Origin of the sequence: Micromonospora sp. NPDC005197 (assembly GCF_040608295.1) — a bacterium.
GTDB lineage: Bacteria > Actinomycetota > Actinomycetes > Mycobacteriales > Micromonosporaceae > Micromonospora.
In genome coordinates, this window is the sequence record NZ_JBEXHY010000004.1 from 85,205 (window position 1) to 105,650 (window position 20,446).

Genomic DNA, 20,446 nt, shown 5'->3' on the forward strand with positions numbered 1-20,446 from the left:
CCACCGCCTCAGTCAGAAGGTGTCGAGAAGTCGCGAGTTGAGCCCGAACACCCCGACGGCGACGGGCACCAGCGCCATCACCGTCAGGGCCTCGACGCGATCGGCGACCTGCCGGCCTCGCGCCAGGACGTGCGGCGGCGGCCGGTACGCCAGGATCGCCAGGGCCACCGCGCAGACGCCGAGTGCCGCCACCGCCGTGCCCCACCACGTGCCGGGCCGCTCCCGTACCCAGCACAGCAGCAGGCCGCCCGCGATGGTCAGCGCGCCGGCCACCAGCGTCACCACCTCGGCCGCCAGTGGGAAGGCGCGCATCCGCAGCAGCAGGGCGCCGGCCACCAGGGCTGCCAGCACCAGTCGCCACGGGCCCGGCGTCGACGCGAGGATGAGCCCGGCGAGCGTCGCCGAGGTCGCCGCCGCGATCGCCGCGACCGCCAGCCCGCGATGCGCGGAGTCAACCGCGGCCTGTACCGATACCCGGCTCACCGGCTCGTCGTTGCTGCGGCGGTCGTCGAGACGGGTGAGGCCCGATGTGATCATCGCGATCCGCGGCAACAGCCCGAGCACGCCCACCGACGCGATCGCCAGCACCGCCGCGACCCGCTCGGCGGGCATGCCGAGCAGCAGCGGCACGCTCCAGCCCGCGACCAGGGCCAGCATCGTGCCGCCACCGAGGACGCCAGCGCGCCCGTTACCCGTTACGGCACCCACCGCGAGGACGGTGCAGCCGATCACCACGGTCCACAGTGCCCACCGGGGGTGCGGGTGTCCGTCCAGCCGGGCACGGCGGTCATCACCATCGCGGCGCCGCTCAAGAGCACCGCCACCCCGATCCTGCGTCTGCCCGCCATCCCGACGAGGAGGCCGGCGAGGGCGACCGCGCCGCCGACGACGCTGACCGCGGCAGGCCCGAGGTGCGGGCCGGCGAGCAGTGCCGCCACCGCGGCGGCCACCAGGCAGGCGGTGGTGGCGGTCCACGTACGGGGGACGTCACCCCACCGGCCGCGCCGCCGGATGAGGTCGTCGCCGACCTCGTCGGAGACATCGTGGACGATCGCCGCCGGCGGTGCCTCGGAGATCGGGTCGACCCGCAACAGCGCGCCGTCGGGCACGGCGGCCTGCCGAAGGCTGCCGGCCGGGTCGAGCACCGTGCCGTCGAGGGTGCTGATCTGGTAGCCCCGCGAATCGTCAGTCGGCGGGTGGCCCACCAGTGCGACGACCTCGGGCAGCAGCAGGCCGAGCGGCTCGTCGGCGGGCAGCACGAGGTCGATGCGTCGGTGTGGCCCGGCCAGGGTCACCCGACTGAGGTGACCGGCGGAGGCGAGGGTCCGCGGTTGGGTCATCGCGGACCCGTGGGTTGGATCGGTGCCGGGTTGCGTGCCCTCTGCTGCTCGGCGACGACGTTCTGGAGGAAGGACCAGCCGACACACACGGCGCAGGCCACCGCCGCCAGCACGAGACCGGTACGCAACCACCGGAACCCGTCACCCGTGGCGCGGACCCGGCGCTGCCTGCCCCACAGCAGCAGCTCACGCATGCGGGCGCGACGAACCGCGACCGACTCGATGAGCTGCGTGTCGAATTCCCGAGCCACGGCTCGATTCTATCCACGGCCGCTAATCCGATCGGGGGACGTGATCTCGCGGGTGCCGGGTCGGCACGCCGCGACCGCGCGCTGATGGTGACTGTCGCAGCCGCGTTCTATGGTGGCCATACCTCAGAGATCCCGGAGCGTCAGCCCATGACATTTGCGCCCCTGACCATCAGTCTGCCCATCGCCGACCGCACGACCTCGTACCACTTCTACCGCGACGGTCTCGGCCTCGAAGCGGTGGGCGAGCTGGCCGACGACGGAATCCCGGAGCCGTTGCAGTTCGTGGTCAACGACGGGCTGCGCCTGATGCTCGTCCCGACCGGCGGCTTCGGGTGGGTGATCGGCCCGCGCGAGGTCGCCCCGAGGGGGCAGAGCGAGTGCCTGCTCGCCCTGGGCGCCGCCACCGAGGCCGACGCGGGCGCGATCGTCGAGCGGGCGGGCGCCGCGGGCGGCGAGGTGGTCGCCGAGCCGACCACGCGACCCTGGGGGTACGCGGGCGTCTTCGCCGACCCGGACGGTCACCTGTGGATGGTGTCGGTCACCCCGGGGTGACCGGCGCGGAGGCTCTGGCGCTGCGGCGAGCCCTCGTCGAGCGCGACCCGGGAGGACATCCACGAGGTGACCGCGACCGGTTCGGTTCGTGGCCGGAGACCGGCTCCGGCATCTCCCGCGAGTCGTTCGGCAATCCGTCCGGCTGGTCGAGCTGACCGGCCTGCGTCAGACGTAGATCTTCGTGGCGTACTCCGGGCCGTAGTGCCTCTCCAGGTCCTCCAGGCTCTCGGAGGGCGTCTCGACCTCCTTGATCAGGCGGGCGCGGGACGGCAGCACGTCGGGCTGCCAGGTCTCCGGCTGCCACAGCGCGGACCGCAGGAACGCCTTCGCGCAGTGGTAGAAGATTTGCTCGATCTCCACCACCACGGCGAGCACCGGCCGGTGCCCCTTGACGACCATGTCGTCGAACCAGGGCGCGTCGCGTACCAGGCGGGCCCGCCCGTTGATGCGCAGCGTGTCGGTGCGACCCGGGATCAGGAAGAGCAGCCCGACGTGCGGGTTGTCCAGGATGTTGCGGTAGCCGTCGGCCCGCTTGTTGCCCGGCCGCTCCGGCAGCGCGATGGTCGTGTCGTCCAGCACCAGCGTGAACCCGGCCGGGTCGCCCTTGGGCGAGACGTCGCAGCTGCCGTCCGCGCCGGCCGTCGCCATCAGGCAGAACGGGGCGGCGGCGAGCCACTGCCGGTCGCGCTCGTGCAGGCGGGCGCGGTCCTTGTTGGCGGCGCGTACGCCCGGTGTGCCGAGCAGCTCGCGTAGTTCCTCGTGCGAAGTGATCTCCACCGTCACGCGATCCTCCCCCAGCCGTTGACCCGGGTGGCGGCGCCACCGTCGCCAGCCTAGGCCCGCGTGGCCAGCGCGAGGTTTGCCCCCGGTCGCCCGGGGTAGGGCCTCACCCGACACGCCCGCCGCTCATACCGTCCGCAGGAAAGCCGACCAGTGGAGGCCGGGAGATGGAGAGCCGACTCAAGGTGCTGGGTCATCCAGTCCATCCGATGCTTGTCATGTTCCCGGTCGCGCTGTTGGTCACCGCGGTGCTCTTCGACATCATCGACACGGTCGGCGGGCCGGACTTCCTCGGCGAGGTCGCGTACTGGAACATCACCGTCGGCCTGATCGGCGGCCTGCTCGCCGCGGCGGCCGGCTCGTTCGACCTGCTGGCGATCCCGACCGGCACCCGCGCGAAGCGGGTGGGTCTGCTGCACGCGGGCGCCAACGTCGCGGTGATCCTGCTCTTCGCCGCCGTGTGGGTGGTCCGGCTCAACGCCGACTCGCGGGCCGCCGGTGGCGCGCTGATCGCCATCGAGGTCGTCGCGGTGGCGATCCTCGGCATCAGCGCCTGGCTCGGTGGCGAACTGGTCGACCGGCTCGGTGTGGGCGTCGACCGCGACGCCGGTCTGGATGCGCCCAGCTCACTGCGGCCCACCACGGCCACCCGGCGGATCGGAGACGTGCGATGAGCGAGCAGCAGCAGACCGGCGGTTTCGGCCGGGGGTGGCGCGGCCGGCAACAGGGCTGGGACCCGATGGGCGAGTTGCAGTCGCTGCGCGCCGAGCTGAGCCGGCTGGTCGGCGGCCGGGCCGGGTCGTCCGACGTCGAGCTGACCGAGACCGCGGACGGCTGGCAGGTCGTCGTCCGGCTGCCGGGCGTCGCGCCCGAGGAGGTGGCCGTCGAGCTGGACGACCGCGAGCTGTGCGTGCGGGCCCGCTCCGAGGCGGAGGTCAACGCCGATCAGGGCATTCCCGGGGGCTTCGAGACGCGCGGTTTCGAGTACCGCATCGACCTGCCGTCCCGGGTCGACCCGGAGGGCATCGACGCGGTGATGGACCACGGGCTGCTGCGCGTCCGGCTGCCCCGGGCGGCGCGACCCACGGCGCGCACCATCACCGTCGGCCGCGCCGGGCCGCGCTCGGGCGGCCTCTCCGGTGGTACGCCGATAGCGGCCGATCCCGCCGCGGACCGGGAGCTGCACCACCCGGACAGCGTCGGCGAGATCGACCGGGAGTAGCGCGCCACGTGGTCACCCCGTCCCTGCTCGGCCCGACGGCGGGGCGAGTCGAAGACGTGCGCCGGATCGCGGTGCTGCGCGCCAACGCCCTCGGCGACTTCATCTTCGTTCTGCCGGCGTTGGACGCGTTGCGCGCCGCGTACCCCTCGGCGGAGATCGTGCTGCTCGGGGCGCCGTGGCACGCGAAGCTCTGGCGCGACCGGCCCGGCCCGGTGGACCGGGTGCTGGTGGTGCCGCCGGGCCCCGGCATTCGGGAGCCGGAGGCCGGTGAGCCGGCGTCCACGATCGACGACTTCGTGGCGGCGGCCAGCGGCGAGGGTTTCGACCTGGCGGTGCAGGCCCACGGCGGTGGCGCGAACTCCAACCCGTTGATCAGCCGCCTCGGTGCCCGGGTGACGGTCGGGTTGCGCGCCGAGGACGCGCCGCCGCTGGACCGGTGGGTCCGCTACGTGTACTACCAGCACGAGGTGATCCGCTATCTGGAGGCGGTGGCCCTGGTGGGCGCTCCGGCGACCACCATCGTGCCGACGCTCGCGGTCACCGACGCGGACCGGGCCGAGGCCGAGCAGGTGCTCGGTCCACCGGCCCGCCTTCGGGTGGCGCTGCATCCGGGCGCTTCCGACACCCGGCGCCGCTGGCCGGCCGAGCGGTTCGCCGAGGTGGCCCGTGCGCTGCACGGCGACGGGTACGAGGTGCTGGTGACCGGTACGCCCTCCGAGCAGGAGGTGGTGGACCAGGTGGTCGCGGCGGCGGGGGTGCCGGTCCGGCCGCAGGTGGGCACGCTCAGTCTCGGCGGGCTGGCCGGCTGCTACGCCGGTTGCGCGCTGGTCGTCTCCAACGACACCGGCCCGCTGCACCTGGCCGCGGCGGTGGGCACGTCGACGGTGGGCATCTTCTGGGTCGGCAACCTGATCAACACGGCGACGCCGTTGCGTGGCCGGCACCGGCCGATCAGCTCCTGGACGGTGCACTGCCCGGTCTGCGGCGTGGACTGCACGCCGGGCATCTACCCGCACCGGCCGGGCGACGGCGAGTGCCCGCACCGCGACTCGTTCGTCATCGACGTGCCGGTGGCCGAGGTGCTGGAATCGGCCCGCGAACTGCTCAGCCCGTAGCGGCGCTCAGGCCGGCTGGGGGGTGTCCTCGTCGGCGAGGACGACCTCCCACGCCTCCACGTCCCGCTCGGTGACCGTGGTGGGGGTCTCCAGGTGGTAGGCGCCGCTGGGCAGGATGCCCGCCCCGCCGTGGCGGGCCAGCACCGCGAGCTGGGCGGCCACGTCCTCGCCCTGGTGTCTCTCGTGCACCCGCCGCCAGAAGTCGAAGCCCCCGGAGTCGACGAGCTTGGCCCGGTCGTAGAGCACGCACCCGCCGATCCAGGACACCTTGTACGCCCGCCACGCGCCCGGCGGCAGTGCCAGCTCGGCGGTGACGTGCAGCAGGTTGGCCGCCGAGTGGATGCGGGCCCGGTCCCACTCGGGGGTGCCCGGCCGGATCCGCTCCGGGACGGGCCGGCCGGCCCACTCCTCGTAGTGCCGGTGCGTGTCCGGTCGTACGTCCTCGGTGTACGACAGGCCGTGCACGCCGCTGCCGACGAACCCGCAGCCCAGCTCCTCGATCGCGGTGACCAGCCGGTGCAGCGCCCCGGGTTCCAGCCAGACGTCGTCGTCGAGGTTGAGCACGTACCGCGCGGAGGACGCGGCGAGCAGATAGGCACGGTGCTCGGCCAGCCCGCGGCGCGGCAGCCGGCGGGTCAACAGCACCGGGTGGCCCGCGTGGCGTAGCGCCCGGACCATGGTGGCCGCGGCGGGGTGGGCGTACGCCGGATCGCCGTCGGACTGGTCGCTGACCACCACGCCGAAGCCGGGAACCCCGCCCTGGGCGGCGAGCCCGGCCAGGGTGACGGCCAGTTCGGCGGGCCGGTTACGGGTCGGGACCAACACGTCGACCAGCCGGTCGGCACGGAACTCCGCCGGGGTGCCGAGGGCGAGGGGTCGGTTCACGACGCCTGGGTGCGGGGGCTCAGCGACGGGTCGGTGGCGTGCGACGACGGGTCCTGGCTGTGTGACCGGATCCGGTCGATGATCGCCGAGGTGGACCGGTCCGGCACGTACCCCAGCGTGCGCACCTGACCGCCGAGTCGGCGTACCAGCGGCGCCTCCGGCACCAGCTCCGGCGGATAGTCGCCGCCCTTGACGTACACGTCGGGCCGGACCGCCTCGATCAGCGCGGCGGGCGAGTCCTCCTCGAACACCACCACGTGGTCCACGCAGGACAGCGCGGCCAGCAGGGCGCCTCGGTCCTCGACCGGGTTGACCGGTCGGTCCGGCCCCTTGAGCCGGCGTACGCTGCCGTCCGAGTTGACCGCCACGATGAGCAGGTCGCCCAGGGCACGGGCCTGTTCCAGGTAGCGCACGTGCCCGGGGTGCAGCACGTCGAAGCAGCCGTTGGTGAACACCACGGACCGGCCCGCCTCGCGATGCTCGGCGACGATCGCGTCCAGTTCGTCGGTGCCGACCACCGCCGGGTGCCCGACGGTCTCCGGTGGCATGTCGAGGGCGGCCAGCAGGTCGTTGCGCAGGCACACACAGGTGCCGGTGTCGGACACGGTGATGGTGGCCGCGAGCTGGGCGAGTTGCGCGGCGGTGGGCAGCGGCGCGTCGGCGGCCAGGGCCAGCGTCATCGCCGCCAGGTACGCGTCTCCCGCGCCCACCGCGTGGCTCGCGGGGACCGGGGTGCTGTGGCTGCGCCGCCGTTCCCCGTCCGCGCCGCCGACCACCGCGCCGTCGGTGTCCAGGGTCACCGCGACCACGTCCGCGCCGGTGTGCGCGCGCAGCTCGGCGAGGCGCGACTCGGCCAGTACGGCCCGGTCGACGCCCGCTCCGGCCTCGGTGTTCACTGTGACGCCGGTGCCGGTGACGCTGAGGCCGTCGCCGGTGAGGGCCACCCGACCCTCGCTCGGGGTGGGCTCGCCGACCGGGCCGGGCCGGTCGTCCGCGCGGGCCTCGCCCGGAGCGGCGCCGACGCTCAGCTCGGACGGCCCGTCGGCCGGATCGTTGTCGGGGTGTTCCAGGTGCAGGTCGGTGCCGGCGGTCGAACGGTTCGGGCCACCGGCACGGGCCAGCAGCCGGGTCGCCTCGGCGAAGCTGGGGGTGACCACCGTCGGCGCGAGCCCTCGCCAGTCGGCGAGGTCGTGGGCGTCCAGCGCGACCGTGGCGTACCGCTCGCGCTGTTCGACCAGCCACGCGCGGACCGGCGCGGACAGCGCACCCAGACCGTAGTCGCAGACCACCAGGGTCGGCGCCTCTCCGCCGGCAGCGGCGCGCAGCTCCTCGGTGGCGCAGTCCAGCGCCGTGAGCAGCCGGTCCACCCCGTCCGGGTCGAGAGCGTCGTCCGCGTCGCCGGAGTCCTCGCGGAGCAGGATCTGGTTGCCGGCGAGCATCCGCCGCTTCACGGGGGTGGGCCGACCGGGCTGGTTGACCGTACGGTCCCAGACGCCGGCCCGGTCCAGACAGTCGTGCAGTTCGTCGCCGGCGACGTCGGCGCCGACCGGCGCCACCAGCACGGCCCGACCGCCGAGGGTGGCGACGTTGACCGCGGTGTTCGCGGCCCCACCGGCGGCGGAGATCCGTCGGCGCAGGGTGAGGACCGGGGCGGGCGCCTCCCGGCAGAGCCGGTCGGAGTCGGCGAACCGCCACTCGTCCAGCATGGCGTCGCCGACGATCAGGACCGGGCGCCCGAGCCAGCTCTCCACGACGGTGGCGAGCCGGCGCTGTTCCGCTGCTGCTCCTGCCATGCCTCCCCGGGTCCCCAGCGGCCCTCCGGACAAACCCCGCGCCGGGACCGGCTGCGCCGCGGGTCCGCGTCCTTTCGTCCCACCCTCGTCGACGGGGTGCCCGTCGTACCGACGTGGGGTGTTTCGGGCGTTGGAGGCCGGGAAGGGAATTGCGGTACCCCGGAGAGGAGATGTACCGAGATGGCAGCGACACTGCAGGGCAAGAGGATCGCCTTCCTGGCCGCCGACGGCGTCGAGGAGGTCGAGTACGTCCAGCCGCGCGAGGCGGTCGAGAACGCCGGCGCGACTGCCGAGCTGGTCTCGCTCAAGGCCGGTTCCATTCAGTCCTTCAACCACCTGGACCAGTCCAAGACGTACGACGTGGACGTCACCGTGGACAAGGCGGACGCCGCCGGGTACGACGCGCTGGTGCTGCCGGGCGGGGTGGCGAACCCGGACTTCCTGCGGTCCGACCCGGACGCGGTGCGGTTCGTGAAGGCGTTCTTCGACGCCGGCAAGCCGGTCGGGGTGATCTGTCACGGCCCGTGGACGCTGATCGAGGCGGACGTGGTCCGTGGCCGGCGGATCACCTCCTGGCCCAGCCTGCGCACGGATCTGACCAACGCCGGCGCCACCTGGGTCGACGAGGAGTGCGTGACGGACGGCAACCTGACGAGCAGCCGCAACCCCGACGACCTCCCCGCCTTCTGCGCAAAGATCACCCAAACCTTCACCACCCCCTGACCCCCCACCCCCACCCTGTTGATCATGAAGTTACTGCCGGCTCACCCGGCGTGTCGTGGCAACAACTTCATGATCGACCGGGGTGGCGGCGGGGTGGCGGCGGGGTGGGGGTATGGGACCGGTGGGGTTTTTCTCGGGTATCGGGCATGTTCTCCGGTGGTCGGGAAAGAGGGCTTGATGACCACCGAAGCCTCTGCCGCGCCGGTACTGAATCGCCAGCAGATCCGGCTGCTGATGCTGGGCCTGATGACGGGCATGCTGCTGGCCGCCCTCGACCAGACCATCGTCGGCACGGCCCTGCCGACCATCGTCGGTGAGCTGGGTGGAATCAACCACTACTCGTGGGTGGTCACGGCGTACCTGCTCGCCTCGACCGCGTCGACCCCGCTGTACGGCAAGATGGCCGACCTGTACGGGCGTCGCCCGGTCTTCCTCTTCTCGATCGGCACGTTCCTGCTCGGGTCGCTGCTGGCCGGCTTGTCGCAGAACATGACCCAGCTGATCGTCACGCGGGGCCTCCAGGGGCTCGGTGCCGGTGGTCTGCTGACGCTGGCGTTCACGATCATCTCGGACGTGGTCTCACCTCGGGAGAGAGGCCGCTACCAGGGTCTGTTCGGGGCGGTGTTCGGCATCGCGTCGGTGGCCGGCCCGCTGGTCGGTGGGTACTTTGCCGAGACCGACTGGCGGTGGATCTTCTACATCAACGTGCCGCTGGCGATCCTGGCCATCGTGGTCTGCTACCACGTGATGCGGCTGATCCCCTTCGAGCGCCGGGACCACGCGATCGACTGGCTCGGCGCCGGCCTGCTGGTGGCCGCGGTGAGCTGCCTCCTGCTCGCGCTGAGCTGGGGCGGAAACGAGTACCCGTGGGGTTCCGGGCTGATCATCGGCCTCTTCGTCGCCGGTGCGGTGCTGGCCGTGCTCTTCGTGCTCCAGGAGGCGCGGGTCGCCGAGCCGATCCTGCCGCTGCGGCTGTTCCGCAGCGCCACGTTCGCGCTGGCCAACTCCGCCGGCTTCGTGCTCGGTCTGGTGATGTTCGGGTCGATCATCTTCATTCCGCTGTACCTCCAGATCGTCAAGGGCGCCTCGCCGACCCGCAGCGGTCTGCTGATGCTGCCGATGATGGCCGGCATCATCGTGACCTCGATCCTCACCGGCCGGGCGATGAGCCGGATCGGCCGGTACAAGTGGTTCCCGGTGGCCGGGGCGGTCACCCTGCTGGTCGGCATGCTGCTGTTCACCCGGTTGCAGGTGGGTACGTCGCTCTGGGTGGCGTTCGGCTTCATGGTGGTGATCGGCGTCGGCCTCGGTCTGTGCATGCAGTCGCTCGTCCTTGCGGTGCAGAACGCGGTCTCCGTCCGCGACCTGGGCGCCGGTACCTCGTCGGCGACGTTCTTCCGGTCGCTGGGTGGTTCGTTCGGGGTGGCGATCCTCGGCACGGTGCTCTCGTCGCGGCTCAACTCGCAGCTCGCCGACCGGTTGCCCGGTGCGATCGCCCAGCTTCCACCGGAGCAGCGGGCCGCGGTCGCGGCGAGTGGCGGCACGAACATCTCGATCAACGACCCGGCGACCATCATGGCCCTGCCCGGCGCCGTCCGGGCCGCCATCCAGGCGTCGTTCGTGGAGTCGCTGCACCTGGTCTTCCTGACCACCGGGCTCGTCGCCATCGTGGCGGTGCTGGTGACCCTGGCGCTGCCGAACAACGAGCTGCGGGGTGCCGGTCCGCAGGGCGCCAAGGGCGGGGCCGACCCGCTCGGCGGTGAGGCTCCGGCGCCGGGCGGCAAGCCGCTGACCCGCGAATCCAAGGACGAGGCGGCCGCCGACATGGAGGCCAAGTCCCAGACGATGATCTGACCGTCCTCGGCCGATCGCCGGGACGGCTCCGCGACGACGGGCACACTCCCGAATGAGCGGTGCCCCGTCGCGCTCCGACTCCAGCCAGATCAGAGAGCTATTTCTGGAACATCACCGAAGCGACGGCCCACCGTGCCGTCAAGGAGCTGCACGAGCGCACAGCACCGCCCTACTTGAGGATCAGCCGGTTGGTCTGCTCGAAGACGTCCAGGTCGGCCAGGGTTTCCAACACCGATCCGGAGAGCGGTGTGGGGAACCTGTCGCGGGGGAAGAAGCCGGCGTCGGTGGTCTCGTCGGTGACCCGGGTCAGCTGCCCGTCCCACTCCTCGACCTTGAACGCGGTGGTGAAGACCTGGTACGTGTGCCCGTACATGTTGGTGCTGGTCCGGTCCGGGCCGGTGTAAAGGGCGAACGCGCAGACCCGCAGCGCCCGCAGTCCGGTCTCCTCGCGGACCTCGCGGACCGCGCAGTCGGCGATCGACTCGCCCAGCTCCATCGCCCCGGCGGGCATGGCCCACTGACCGTTGTCCGAGCGTCGGATGAGCAGGATGCGCCCCGCGTTGTCGCTGACCACGGCACGGGCGCCGACGAACATCAGCGTCCGGTCGCCGGCGAGCGCGCGCAACTGCCCTACGTATGAGTCGGCCCAGGAGATGCTCACCTGCGACAATTTACGGGGGTTCCCAACGTGTGACCGCCGACACTAGCTTGTTACCCATGCGTAGCACGATGATGGACGCCCCCCTGCAGGTCTCCCGGATCCTCGACCACGGCGCAGGGGTGCACGGCACGGCCGAGGTGGTCACCTGGACGGGCGCCGAACCCCGCCGGATGACGTACGCCGAGGTGGGCCGCACCGCCGCCCGGTTGGCCCACGCGCTGCGCGACGAGTGCGGCGTCACCGGCGACGAGCGGGTCGCCACCTTCATGTGGAACAACAACGAGCACCTGGTGGCCTACTTCGCGGTGCCGAGCATGGGCGCGGTGCTGCACACCCTCAACCTCCGGCTCTTTCCCGACCAGCTCACCTACATCGCCAACCACGCGCAGGACCGGGTGGTGCTGGTCGACAGCACGCTCATCCCGCTGCTGGCCAGGGTGATCGGCGAGCTGAACACGGTGCGGCACGTGGTGGTGGTCGGCGGTGGCGACCCGGCCCCGCTGGTGGCGGCCGCCGGAGACCGGATCACCGTGCACCACTGGGACGCGCTGCTGGCCGACCGGCCCGAGGTGTACGACTGGCCCGAGGTCGACGAGCGCGACGCCGCAGCGCTCTGCTACACCTCGGGCACCACCGGCAACCCGAAGGGCGTGGCCTACTCGCACCGGTCCATCTACCTGCACTCGTTGCAGGTCTGCATGCCGGAGGGCTTCGGTCTCGGGCCGACCGACCGGGAACTGGCCATCGTGCCGATGTTCCACGCCATGTCCTGGGGCCTGCCCTACGCGGCGTTCCTCTCCGGCGCGTCGTTGATCATGCCGGACCGGTTTCTCCAGGCCGCGCCGATCGCCGAGATGATCGCCGCCGAGCGGCCCACCCTGGCCGGCGCGGTGCCGACCATCTGGACCGACCTGCTGGCCTACCTGGACAGCCACGAGGTGGACACGTCCTCGCTCACCGAGGTGATCGTCGGTGGCTCGGCCTGCCCGCCGGCGTTGATGCACGCGTTCGACGAGCGGCACGGGATCGACGTCATCCACGCCTGGGGGATGACCGAGATGTCGCCGCTGGGATCGGTCTCCCGCCCGCCCGCCGGGGCGACCGGCGAGCAGGCCTGGCGCTACCGCTACACGCAGGGTCGCGTGCCGGCCGGGGTGCAGGCGCGCATCGTCGGGCCGCTGGGCGAGCCGCTGGCCGCCGACGGCATGGCCGTGGGCGAGTTGGAGGTCCGCGGGCCGTGGGTGACCGCGCGGTACGTCGGTGACGACGCCCCGGATGAGGAGAAGTTCCGCGACGGCTGGCTGCGTACCGGCGACGTGGGCATGCTCTCCTCGGACGGGTACATCACGCTTACCGACCGGGCGAAGGACGTGATCAAGTCCGGCGGCGAGTGGATCTCGTCGGTGGAGCTGGAGAACGCGCTGATGGCGCACCCGGCCGTGCTGGAGGCGTGCGTGGTGGGCGTGCCGGACGAGCGGTGGGACGAGCGGCCCCTGGCGACCGTGGTGGTCCGCGAGGGTGCGTCGGTGACCGCCGAGGAGTTGCGGGACTTCCTGGCCGGCTCGGTCGCCCGGTGGCAGTTGCCCGAGCGGTGGGCGTTCATCGACACGGTGCCGAAGACCAGCGTCGGCAAGTTCGACAAGAAGGTCGTCCGTTCGCGGTACGCCGACGGTGAGCTGACTGTCCGGGAGCTGACAGCACCGTAACGTTTTACCGGGCACTGTCGCCTGTTGGGCAGAGGAGTACTCCTGACATTCCTCCCCAGGGGCGGCCCCGGCGTTCGCACCGCGCCGGGGCCGCCCGCTCCACACGGGGTGATCCCGCACCGTCATTGTTGCGAAACTTGTTCGCGTCTGTCCTGATGACGGGGAAATCGGGTGTCCAGCGACCCGTTCAGGCGTCACTGGTGGTGATCAGCACCTTGCCCACCGCCGAGTCCTCGACCGCCTGGTGCGCGGCCGCCGTGTCGGCAAGCGGATAGTGGTGCAGCGGCAGACCGGCGTCCGCGCCGACCCGGAGGCCGCCCTGGCTGGCCGCCGCCGCCACGTCGATCACACCCTGCGCCTTGGCCGCCTTCGGCTCCGTGTAGACCAGCACGAACTGCCAGCGGGCGTTCGGCGCCATCATCGGCCGGATCGGGATGGTCACCTCGCCCCCGCCGTCGTCGGCGTACATGCAGACCGCGCCGCCGTGCCGCAGCACCTGGGCGTCGACCGCGGCGTTCCGGCCGGGGGAGACCTCCACGATCGTGTGCACCCCGTCGGGGGTGATCCTGCGGACCTCCTCGACCACGTCCTGCTCTCGATAGTTGATCACATAGGAGGCGCCGGCCGCCGCCGCGAGCTGTGCCTTCTCCGCGCTGCTCACCGTGGCGATCACCGTCGCGTCGGCCCAGCGGGCGAGCTGGATCGCCGCGTTGCCGACCGCGCCCGCCCCGCCCTGCACCAGCACGGTGTGATCGGCCAGCGCACCGGCGCGCAGCGCGTCGGGCATGAACTCGCCGGCCGTCAGACAGCGGTGCGCGGTGAGGAACGGGATGCCCAGGCTGGCTCCCAACTCGAACGAGGCGTCGCCCAGGGGAACCGCCTGCCGCACCGGCACCAGCGTGTACTCCGCAGCGGTGCCCCACGGCCGCTGCCAGGCCGCCTCCCAGATCCAGACCCGCTCGCCGATCAGCTCACGGTCGACCCCCTCGCCGACCGCCTCCACCACGCCCGCGCCGTCCTGCCCGGGGATCTGCCACCCGTCCGGCGGGAAGGCACGCCGCGACTTCCAGTCCGTCGGGTTCACCCCGGACACCGCCAGCCGGACCAGCACCTCGCCGGCCCCCGGCTCCGGCACCGGCCGGTCGACCAGCTCCAGCACGGAAGGGTCGCCGTTGCGCTCGTACACGATGGCTTTCATTCGTGGCTCCTACCCCGCTCGGCCCGCGTCAACCCAGCCCCTCCACCAGCTCCGGCGTCAACTCACCGATCGACCCTAACGTCACGACCGCGAGCCCGGCGGCGTCCGGGTCGAGGGGGTACGACCCGTGGGGCACCGCGACCACCTTCATCCCCGCCGCCGCGGCCGACCGCACGCCGTTGGACGAGTCCTCCACGGCCGCGCAACGGGTCGGGTCGACGCCGAGGCGCCGCGCGACGGTCAGGTACACGTCCGGCGCCGGCTTGCCCCGCTCGGTCTCCTCGGTGGAGAGGGTCGCGCCGAACGCGCCGGTCAGGCCGGTGGCGTCCAGCGCCGCCGCGATCAGCCGGGTCGGCGACGAGCTGGCCAACCCCAGCGGCCACCGCGCGGCCAGCCGGCGTACGACCTCGTCGGCACTGTCGATCAGCGGTACGTGCTCGGTGTAGCGCCGGGCCATCTCCCGCACCACCTCGTCGGCGACCTGCTCGGCGCTGCGGCGCACGCCCAGCTCACCGCTGAGGTAGCGGGCCCACTCACCGGTGCTCATGCCCATCAGCCGGCGCTGGGTGTCCGGCTGCCAGGACCCACCGTGTGCCGCCACGTACGCCCGCCGGACCTCCTCCCAGACCGGTTCGGAATCCACGATCACGCCGTCCAGGTCGAAAACCACCGCATCCACCACGGGCCCATCCTGCCCGAGAGGCGGACCGCCGGTCAGCCGGGCAGCGCGGGCAGCCCGATCGGGCTGTTCGGCGGGATCACCGTGTGACACGACCGGGCCATCGGCTCCAGCAGCTCACGCAGCCGGTCGGTGTCGTCTGGGCCGAGAGCCTCCCACGGATGTGCGGCGGCGCGGTCGGTGGCGTCCTCGATCGCCTGGAACCCGGCGTGACCGACGTCGGTGGCCGTGCCGTCCCCGGTCAGCCAGCCGCGCTGGGCCAGCCGCTCGCGGGCGGCCCGCCACTGCTCCTCGGACCAGCCCCGGCCGAGCAGGTTCTCCGCCGACATGTCCACCGCGACCCGCCAGGCCAGCGTCTCCACCGGGTCCAGGCCGGCGGCCACCAGGGCGGCGTTGTGCCCGTCGCCCCGCAGCTCCCGCAGCGTGGTGGCGGCCTGCCAGAGGCGGGCGAGGGGATATTCCCCGATCGGCAGCGCCGCGTTGGCCGCGCCGAGCACCCGACCGGCGGTCTGCGCCGCCGAGGCGGCCCGTTCCAGCAGGTCGGCGGCCTCGGCCAGGTGCGCCTCGGGCAGCTCGTAGGTCAGCTCCGCGAGGGCCTGCACGGCGCCGGTCAGCCGGGCGCGCAGGGCCTCCTGCGGGGTGGCCAGCCGCCAGACCGCCGGCAGGGCCCGGCTCACCATGGGTGGTGCGAAGTTGAAGAACGCGGCGATGACCGGGGCGGCCTCGGCGGCGCCCAGCGGCGCGGTCCGGCAGGCGAAGTAGCCCCGCCAGTAGCCGCGCAGCCCGACCGCCTCGTGCGCGGCCCGTGCCCGAGGGTGGAAGTAGGTGACCGCGTGCACCGGCTCGAAGTGCGTCCACATCAGCCGGGCGGTCCGCCCGGGCTCGTCCAGCGCCGTCACGTGCACCTCCGCGTCCCGGGTCCGCATGGTCACCCCGGACGGCGGGCCGCCCGGGGTGACGCCGAACCTACTGCCGGAGGGTGACGGGCAGGAAGCCCCATGTGAACAAGTCCATCGCGCCGCGGCGACAACCGGGGCGATCCGGACGGGTCACTGGGCGGCGAGCACGTCCACCACGAAGCGCAGCGGACCGGTCGGACGCCCGTTGGCGTTGGCCTCGTCGTTGCCGTACGCCAGCTCGCCCGGGATGTCGAGCTGCACCCGGCTGCCCACGGTCACGCCCACCAGACCCTGGTCCCAGCCGGGGATGACCTGGCCCACGCCGATGGGGAAGCTGGCCGGCTGGCCGGCGTTCCAGGACGAGTCGAACTCCTTGCCGTCCTTGAAGAAGACGCCCACGTAGTTGGTGGTGATGGTCTGGCCCTTCTTCACCGCCGGGCCGGTGCCCTTGATCACCGGGGTGACGGTGAGCTTCTTCAGCTCACCCTTGCCCGCCGCCACCGTCGGCTTGGTGCCCAGCGCCGGGTCGGCGCCCGCGGGCAGCTGCGGAGCCGGGGGCGCGGTGGGGGCGTCCGCGGCCGGTGCGGAGGCGGACGGGGTCGCACCTGCCTGGTTGGCGGGCTTGTCGTCGCTCCGGTTCCGGTCGATCCACACGAAACCGCCGATCAGCAGCGCCATCACGGCGACGCCGGCGAGGCCACCCGCCCACGCCTGGCGGCGGCGCTTCGCCTCGGCGGCCTTCTGCGCCGCCAACTGGGCGGCCAGCCGCCGACCCGCCTTCGTCGCCGGGCTCTGGCCCTCCGACCGGTTCTCCTGCGTGCGCTCGCTCACGTCGTCGACTCCCTGCTGCGAAGGTGTGGCCGGCACGCGGTGCCGGGGGGAAAGCCGACGCACACGGTACCCGCCCGGCGGCCCGCCGTGCCCGCCCCGGATGCCTCGGATCGCCCAGCGACGCCCTCGCGGGACGTTATTTCGGGATCACCATGAAGTCGGTCACGAACGACGTCACGGACCCGTCGGCCGCGCGCCCGATCCAGGTGCCGTAGCAGCCGTCCCCCCAACCCGTGGCCACGGTGACGACGTTGGCGCCGGTGGTCTCGTCGAGGACTGCGGTGATCAGGCCCCGGACCGGCGACACGGGCAGCTCGTCGGGGATGAACACCTCCTCCACCTGGTCGTGGTCCCAGCCGTCGAGGACGGCGAGCGCCGTCGGGTCGGCGAGCGTGCCGGCGCCCGCGTCCACCCCGTACCCGAAGTAGTCGTCCGGGCCGAGCGCGGCGACGTCCTGGTCGCCCGCGACGGCCGGCTCCCAGCGGATCGCCGGCTCGTCGGAGACCACCAGTTGCAGCGCGGCCACCCGCCGGTCCACCTCGGCGCCCTCCCGGAGCACCACGGCCACCCAGGCGCGGGCGGGGTACCGCCCCGGCGCGACAGTCACCGTGTACGGCTCGGCCTCCGGGCAGACCAGCGGGTCGCACCCGACCACCCGGCCGGTGGGCAGCACGACGTCATCCACCCGATGGGCCTCGATCAGGTACGCGCCGTACTCGTCGGTGAAGCGGGCACCTGGCGTCAACAACCGGTCCAGGTCAGGGGTGTACGGCATGGGGGGCTCCTCCGGTGGCCAACGGCCGGCGGAGCGTACCGGGTCCGGCGGACACCCTTCGTCGCCGCCGTACGGTCAGGCGCTCTTGCGGGGTGCGGTCTTGCGCGCGGCCGTCTTCTTTGCCGGCTCGGCCTTCTTCGCAGCCGTCTTCTTCGCCGGCTCGGCCTTCTTCGCGGCGGTCTTCTTCTCCGCCGTCTTCTTCGCCGTGGTCTTCTTCGCGGGCGCCTTGGCGGCCTTCTTCTCGGCCGCCTTCTGGGCCGAGCGGGCCGACGAGATGGGCGTCGGCTCGCCGCCGCCCCCACCGCGCGCGGGCTGTTCGCCGCGTGCCGCCCGGGCCCGGTCCACCGATGCCTTCAGCGCGGCCATCAGGTCCACCGCCGCGGCCGGCGCCTCCTCGGCCTCCTCCGGCTGGACGACCTCCCGACCCTCCACCTTGGCGTCGATGACCTCCTGCAACGCGGCCCGGTAGTCGTCGGTGAAGACGTCCGGCTCGAACTCGCCGGTCATCGAGTCGATCAGCGAGCTGGCCATGGCCAGCTCCGGTGGGCGTACCTTCAGGTCCTCGTCGAGGAAACCGAAGTCCGGCGTACGGATCTCGTCCGGCCAGAGCATCGTGTTGAGCAGCAGCACGCCCTCGCGGACCCGCAGCGTGGCGAGCTGTTCACGTTGGCGCAGCGCCACCTTGACGATGGCCACCCGCTCCGAGTCGATCAGGGCGTCGCGCAGCAGCACGTACGGCTTGGTCGCCGTGCCCTCCGGCTCCAGGAAGTACGCCTTGTTGTAGAGGATCGGGTCGACCTGCTCGGCGGGCACGAACTCCAGCACGTCGATCGCCCGCGAGCTGGTCAGCGGCAGGTCGGCGAAGTCCTCGTCGGTGAGGATCACCATCTCGCCGCCGCCGATGTCGTAGCCCTTGGCGATGTCGTCGTAGGTGACCTCCTCGCCGCAGACCGAGCAGGTGCGCTTGTAGCGGATCCGGCCGCCGTCCTCGCGGTGCACCTGGTGGAACCGGATGTCCTTCTCCTCGGTCGCCGAGTAGAGCTTCACCCCGATCGAGACGAGCCCGAACGACACGGCTCCCTTCCAGATGGCACGCATCCTGCGCTCCCTTCCCCGGTATCGACCATGCTCGCATCCGTTGGAACTCCGCGCGAGGTGTTCGCCCTGCTACTACAGTCGGGTCGTGCCCGGCGCGCCGCTCAAGCCGATGCTCGCGATGACCGGGCCGCTCCCGGCGGGTGACGGCTGGGCGTACGAGTTCAAGTGGGACGGGGTCCGCGCGCTCGCCGACATCTCCGGCGGCGTCCAGCACCTGTACGCCCGCTCCGGCGTGGAGATCACCGCCGCGTACCCCGAGCTGGCCACCCTCCCCGAGCAGGTCGACGACGTGCTGCTCGACGGCGAGGTGGTGCTGCTCGGCCAGGGCGGGCAGCCGTCGTTCACGGCGCTGGCCGAGCGGATGCACGTCCGGGATCGCAACAAGGCGGCCCGGCTGGCGGCGGTCATGCCGGTCACGTACATGATCTTCGACCTGTTGCGCCGCAACGGCGACGACCTGACCGGCTGGCCGTACGAGCGGCGGCGGGAGGCCCTGGACGCGCTCGCGCTCGGCGCCGCTCGGTGGGCGGTGCCGCCGGTGTTCGCCGACGGCCCGGCGACCTACGAGGCGGCCGGGGAACACGGCCTGGAGGGCGTGATGGCCAAGCGGGTCGGCGCCGTCTACCGGCCCGGGGTGCGCTCCCCGGACTGGGTGAAGGTCAAGCTGGAGGTGACCGGGGACTTCGTCGTGGGCGGCTGGCGGCCGGGCGCGCGCCGCATCGGCGGGCTGCTGGTCGGGGTGCCCGGCCCGGACGGCCGGTTGATCTACCGGGGCCGGGTCGGTGGCGGGATCGGGGCGGCCATCGAACGGCAGCTCCTCGCCGAGCTGGAGCCGCTGCGCTCCGGCGTGTCACCGTTCGCGCCGGGCGTGCCGCGCGAGGATGCCCGGGGCGCCATCTGGGTAGAACCCCGGGTGGTGGTGGAGGTGAAGTACGGCCAACGCACCCCCGACGGCCGGCTGCGCTTCCCCCGGGTGCTGCGGTTGCGCCCGGACAAGCCGCCGGAGGAGGTCGACGATGCCGGCTGAGAAGGTGCGGGTGGACGTCGAGGGTCGCCCGCTGGAGCTGTCCAACCTGGACAAGGTCCTCTATCCGGCGGTCGGCTTCACCAAGGGCGAGGTGATCGACTACTACACCCGGATCTCCCCGGTGCTGCTGCCGCACCTGTGCGACCGGCCGGTGACCCGGATCCGCTTTCCCAACGGGGTGGACGACAAGTCCTTCTTCGAGAAGAACAAGCCGGCCGCGACCCCGGACTGGGTACGGGTGGAGACGCTGCCCGCGCCCGGGTCGACGAAGGGTCGGGAGACCATCGACTACGTGGTCGCCGACGACCTGCCCACCCTGGTCTGGCTGGCCAACCTCGCCGCGTTGGAGCTGCACACACCGCAGTGGAAGGTGGGTCAGGACCCGGACATGATGGTCGTCGACCTGGACCCGGGGCCGCCGGCCGGGCTCGCCGAGTGCTGCCCGGTGGCGGTGCTGATGCGCGACCGGCTCGCCGACGACGGCATCGACTCGTACCCGAAGACGTCCGGCAAGAAGGGCATGCAGCTCTGCTGCCCGATCGCCGGCACCCAGTCCGCCGACGACGTCTCCGCCTACGCGCGCCGGATCGCGCAGGAGCTGGAGAAGGCGCACCCGAAGCTGATCGTGTCGAAGATGGCGAAGAACCTGCGTCCCGGCAAGGTCTTCATCGACTGGAGTCAGAACAACGCGGCGAAGACCACAGTGGCGCCGTACTCGCTGCGCGCCCAGCGGACCCCCTCGGCCTCGACGCCGTTGACCTGGGACGAGGTCGAGGCCGGCGCGCGCGGCCGGAGACCCGCCGTCCGCCAGTTCACCGCCGCCGAGGTCCTGGAGCGGGTCGAGGAGTACGGCGACCTGCTGGCCGCCCTGCTCGACGGCGGCCCGGAACTGCCGGTCAAGGGCTGACCCTGGCTGGTGCTGTGGGCGCAGTCGGGGGTCGACGGTGACGGTCGGTCACCTTCGTCGGGGCGGATGCGCCAGTGAGCGGTATACCCCAGAGTCATATTCATACCTCTGCGGTATATCGCTCAACAGCACATCGACATGGCGGGCCCG

The 20,446-nt window shown here is 72.5% G+C and carries 23 protein-coding genes; 10 read left to right on the forward strand and 13 right to left on the reverse strand.

The window, feature by feature from the left end:
- Positions 1 to 12: 12 nt before the first annotated feature.
- The 3 genes from ABZU46_RS03215 to ABZU46_RS03225 are packed head-to-tail and all read right to left on the reverse strand — an operon-like array spanning position 13 to position 1,591.
- Positions 13 to 708, reverse strand: coding sequence for a hypothetical protein (locus ABZU46_RS03215; RefSeq protein ID WP_354854703.1), 696 nt, complete (start codon positions 706 to 708; stop codon positions 13 to 15).
- A gap of 20 nt (positions 709 to 728) precedes the next feature.
- Complete coding sequence (locus tag ABZU46_RS03220) at positions 729 to 1,340, reverse strand: EsaB/YukD family protein (RefSeq protein ID WP_354854704.1); 612 nt, start codon at positions 1,338 to 1,340, stop codon at positions 729 to 731.
- Positions 1,337 to 1,591: a hypothetical protein gene (locus ABZU46_RS03225; RefSeq protein WP_354854706.1), complete on the reverse strand. Its 255-nt coding sequence runs from the start codon at positions 1,589 to 1,591 to the stop codon at positions 1,337 to 1,339. The genes ABZU46_RS03220 and ABZU46_RS03225 overlap by 4 nt, the downstream gene beginning before the upstream one ends.
- A gap of 147 nt (positions 1,592 to 1,738) precedes the next feature.
- On the opposite strand from ABZU46_RS03225, the gene ABZU46_RS03230 reads away from it, so the two are divergent.
- Together ABZU46_RS03230 and ABZU46_RS03235 are read left to right on the forward strand one after the other, a co-directional pair.
- A complete protein-coding gene (locus ABZU46_RS03230; protein WP_354854708.1) occupies positions 1,739 to 2,143 on the forward strand; it encodes a VOC family protein in 405 nt (134 codons plus the stop codon).
- Complete coding sequence (locus ABZU46_RS03235; protein ID WP_354854710.1) at positions 2,140 to 2,298, forward strand: hypothetical protein; 159 nt, start codon at positions 2,140 to 2,142, stop codon at positions 2,296 to 2,298. The genes ABZU46_RS03230 and ABZU46_RS03235 overlap by 4 nt, the downstream gene beginning before the upstream one ends.
- Positions 2,299 to 2,308: 10 nt before the next feature.
- Here ABZU46_RS03235 and ABZU46_RS03240 read toward each other — a convergent pair whose 3' ends face one another.
- The gene (locus ABZU46_RS03240) at positions 2,309 to 2,926 is read right to left on the reverse strand and encodes a pyridoxamine 5'-phosphate oxidase family protein (RefSeq protein ID WP_354854712.1); all 618 of its coding nucleotides are present in this window, start codon (positions 2,924 to 2,926) and stop codon (positions 2,309 to 2,311) included.
- A gap of 164 nt (positions 2,927 to 3,090) precedes the next feature.
- Between ABZU46_RS03240 and ABZU46_RS03245 the strand changes: the two genes are divergently transcribed.
- From ABZU46_RS03245 to ABZU46_RS03255, 3 genes are read left to right on the forward strand one after another with little or no spacing between them, the layout of a single operon-like run.
- Positions 3,091 to 3,597, forward strand: a complete 507-nt coding sequence (locus ABZU46_RS03245) for a DUF2231 domain-containing protein (protein ID WP_354854714.1) — start codon at positions 3,091 to 3,093, stop codon at positions 3,595 to 3,597.
- The gene (locus ABZU46_RS03250) at positions 3,594 to 4,145 is read left to right on the forward strand and encodes an Hsp20/alpha crystallin family protein (protein ID WP_354854716.1); all 552 of its coding nucleotides are present in this window, start codon (positions 3,594 to 3,596) and stop codon (positions 4,143 to 4,145) included. The genes ABZU46_RS03245 and ABZU46_RS03250 overlap by 4 nt, the downstream gene beginning before the upstream one ends.
- Positions 4,146 to 4,153: 8 nt before the next feature.
- Positions 4,154 to 5,260 (forward strand): glycosyltransferase family 9 protein, encoded by a 1,107-nt coding sequence (locus tag ABZU46_RS03255; protein WP_354854718.1) that lies wholly within the window; start codon positions 4,154 to 4,156, stop codon positions 5,258 to 5,260.
- A 6-nt stretch (positions 5,261 to 5,266) separates the two neighbouring features.
- On the opposite strand, the gene ABZU46_RS03260 is transcribed toward ABZU46_RS03255, so the two are convergent.
- On the reverse strand, positions 5,267 to 6,145 hold the full coding sequence (locus ABZU46_RS03260) for a glycosyltransferase (RefSeq protein WP_354854720.1): 879 nt from the start codon (positions 6,143 to 6,145) through the stop codon (positions 5,267 to 5,269).
- Complete coding sequence (gene rfaE2 / locus ABZU46_RS03265; protein WP_354854721.1) at positions 6,142 to 7,938, reverse strand: D-glycero-beta-D-manno-heptose 1-phosphate adenylyltransferase; 1,797 nt, start codon at positions 7,936 to 7,938, stop codon at positions 6,142 to 6,144. The genes ABZU46_RS03260 and rfaE2 overlap by 4 nt, the downstream gene beginning before the upstream one ends.
- Before the next feature lie 180 nt (positions 7,939 to 8,118).
- On the opposite strand from rfaE2, the gene ABZU46_RS03270 reads away from it, so the two are divergent.
- Positions 8,119 to 8,661, forward strand: coding sequence for a type 1 glutamine amidotransferase domain-containing protein (locus ABZU46_RS03270; protein ID WP_354854723.1), 543 nt, complete (start codon positions 8,119 to 8,121; stop codon positions 8,659 to 8,661).
- Between the two features lie 177 nt (positions 8,662 to 8,838).
- Positions 8,839 to 10,515 carry an MDR family MFS transporter gene (locus ABZU46_RS03275; RefSeq protein ID WP_354854725.1) on the forward strand — a complete coding sequence of 559 codons (1,677 nt, stop codon included), beginning with the start codon at positions 8,839 to 8,841 and terminating at the stop codon, positions 10,513 to 10,515.
- Between the two features lie 169 nt (positions 10,516 to 10,684).
- On the opposite strand, the gene ABZU46_RS03280 is transcribed toward ABZU46_RS03275, so the two are convergent.
- Entirely contained in the window at positions 10,685 to 11,176 is a 492-nt protein-coding gene (locus tag ABZU46_RS03280) for an NUDIX domain-containing protein (protein ID WP_354854727.1), read from the reverse strand.
- Between the two features lie 56 nt (positions 11,177 to 11,232).
- On the opposite strand from ABZU46_RS03280, the gene ABZU46_RS03285 reads away from it, so the two are divergent.
- On the forward strand, positions 11,233 to 12,882 hold the full coding sequence (locus ABZU46_RS03285; protein ID WP_354854729.1) for a fatty acid--CoA ligase: 1,650 nt from the start codon (positions 11,233 to 11,235) through the stop codon (positions 12,880 to 12,882).
- A gap of 187 nt (positions 12,883 to 13,069) precedes the next feature.
- Here ABZU46_RS03285 and ABZU46_RS03290 read toward each other — a convergent pair whose 3' ends face one another.
- The 6 genes from ABZU46_RS03290 to ABZU46_RS03315 form a co-directional block, all read right to left on the reverse strand.
- Positions 13,070 to 14,080 (reverse strand): NADPH:quinone reductase, encoded by a 1,011-nt coding sequence (locus ABZU46_RS03290; protein ID WP_354854731.1) that lies wholly within the window; start codon positions 14,078 to 14,080, stop codon positions 13,070 to 13,072.
- Positions 14,081 to 14,108: 28 nt separating this feature from the next.
- Positions 14,109 to 14,762 (reverse strand): HAD family phosphatase, encoded by a 654-nt coding sequence (locus tag ABZU46_RS03295; RefSeq protein WP_354854733.1) that lies wholly within the window; start codon positions 14,760 to 14,762, stop codon positions 14,109 to 14,111.
- 32 nt (positions 14,763 to 14,794) lie between these two features.
- The gene (locus ABZU46_RS03300) at positions 14,795 to 15,619 is read right to left on the reverse strand and encodes a hypothetical protein (protein WP_354854811.1); all 825 of its coding nucleotides are present in this window, start codon (positions 15,617 to 15,619) and stop codon (positions 14,795 to 14,797) included.
- Positions 15,620 to 15,808: 189 nt separating this feature from the next.
- Positions 15,809 to 16,525 carry an FKBP-type peptidyl-prolyl cis-trans isomerase gene (locus ABZU46_RS03305; RefSeq protein WP_354854735.1) on the reverse strand — a complete coding sequence of 239 codons (717 nt, stop codon included), beginning with the start codon at positions 16,523 to 16,525 and terminating at the stop codon, positions 15,809 to 15,811.
- Between the two features lie 100 nt (positions 16,526 to 16,625).
- Entirely contained in the window at positions 16,626 to 17,264 is a 639-nt protein-coding gene (locus tag ABZU46_RS03310; protein ID WP_354854737.1) for a DUF4241 domain-containing protein, read from the reverse strand.
- 75 nt (positions 17,265 to 17,339) lie between these two features.
- Positions 17,340 to 18,362: a Ku protein gene (locus tag ABZU46_RS03315; RefSeq protein ID WP_354854738.1), complete on the reverse strand. Its 1,023-nt coding sequence runs from the start codon at positions 18,360 to 18,362 to the stop codon at positions 17,340 to 17,342.
- Between the two features lie 85 nt (positions 18,363 to 18,447).
- Between ABZU46_RS03315 and ligD (ABZU46_RS03320) the strand changes: the two genes are divergently transcribed.
- Both ligD (ABZU46_RS03320) and ligD (ABZU46_RS03325) read left to right on the forward strand, forming a co-directional pair.
- Positions 18,448 to 19,389, forward strand: coding sequence for a non-homologous end-joining DNA ligase (gene ligD, locus ABZU46_RS03320; RefSeq protein ID WP_354854739.1), 942 nt, complete (start codon positions 18,448 to 18,450; stop codon positions 19,387 to 19,389).
- Positions 19,379 to 20,296, forward strand: coding sequence for a non-homologous end-joining DNA ligase (ligD, locus tag ABZU46_RS03325; RefSeq protein ID WP_354854741.1), 918 nt, complete (start codon positions 19,379 to 19,381; stop codon positions 20,294 to 20,296). Before ligD (ABZU46_RS03320) ends, ligD (ABZU46_RS03325) begins: the two co-directional genes overlap by 11 nt.
- Positions 20,297 to 20,446 lie beyond the last annotated feature (150 nt).

Bases quoted from the DNA above. Each gene is read 5' to 3' on its own strand.
- ABZU46_RS03275 (WP_354854725.1), top strand. From the start codon at position 8,839: ATGACCACCGAAGCCTCTGCCGCGCCGGTACTGAATCGCCAGCAGATC.
- ligD (WP_354854741.1), top strand. From the start codon at position 19,379: ATGCCGGCTGAGAAGGTGCGGGTGGACGTCGAGGGTCGCCCGCTGGAG.
- ABZU46_RS03300 (WP_354854811.1), bottom strand. From the start codon at position 15,619: ATGTGGACGCACTTCGAGCCGGTGCACGCGGTCACCTACTTCCACCCT.
- ABZU46_RS03230 (WP_354854708.1), top strand. From the start codon at position 1,739: ATGACATTTGCGCCCCTGACCATCAGTCTGCCCATCGCCGACCGCACG.
- ABZU46_RS03245 (WP_354854714.1), top strand. From the start codon at position 3,091: ATGGAGAGCCGACTCAAGGTGCTGGGTCATCCAGTCCATCCGATGCTT.
- ABZU46_RS03250 (WP_354854716.1), top strand. From the start codon at position 3,594: ATGAGCGAGCAGCAGCAGACCGGCGGTTTCGGCCGGGGGTGGCGCGGC.
- ABZU46_RS03290 (WP_354854731.1), bottom strand. From the start codon at position 14,080: ATGAAAGCCATCGTGTACGAGCGCAACGGCGACCCTTCCGTGCTGGAG.
- ABZU46_RS03285 (WP_354854729.1), top strand. From the start codon at position 11,233: ATGCGTAGCACGATGATGGACGCCCCCCTGCAGGTCTCCCGGATCCTC.
- ABZU46_RS03270 (WP_354854723.1), top strand. From the start codon at position 8,119: ATGGCAGCGACACTGCAGGGCAAGAGGATCGCCTTCCTGGCCGCCGAC.
- ABZU46_RS03220 (WP_354854704.1), bottom strand. From the start codon at position 1,340: ATGACCCAACCGCGGACCCTCGCCTCCGCCGGTCACCTCAGTCGGGTG.
- ABZU46_RS03310 (WP_354854737.1), bottom strand. From the start codon at position 17,264: ATGCCGTACACCCCTGACCTGGACCGGTTGTTGACGCCAGGTGCCCGC.
- rfaE2 (WP_354854721.1), bottom strand. From the start codon at position 7,938: ATGGCAGGAGCAGCAGCGGAACAGCGCCGGCTCGCCACCGTCGTGGAG.
- ABZU46_RS03315 (WP_354854738.1), bottom strand. From the start codon at position 18,362: ATGCGTGCCATCTGGAAGGGAGCCGTGTCGTTCGGGCTCGTCTCGATC.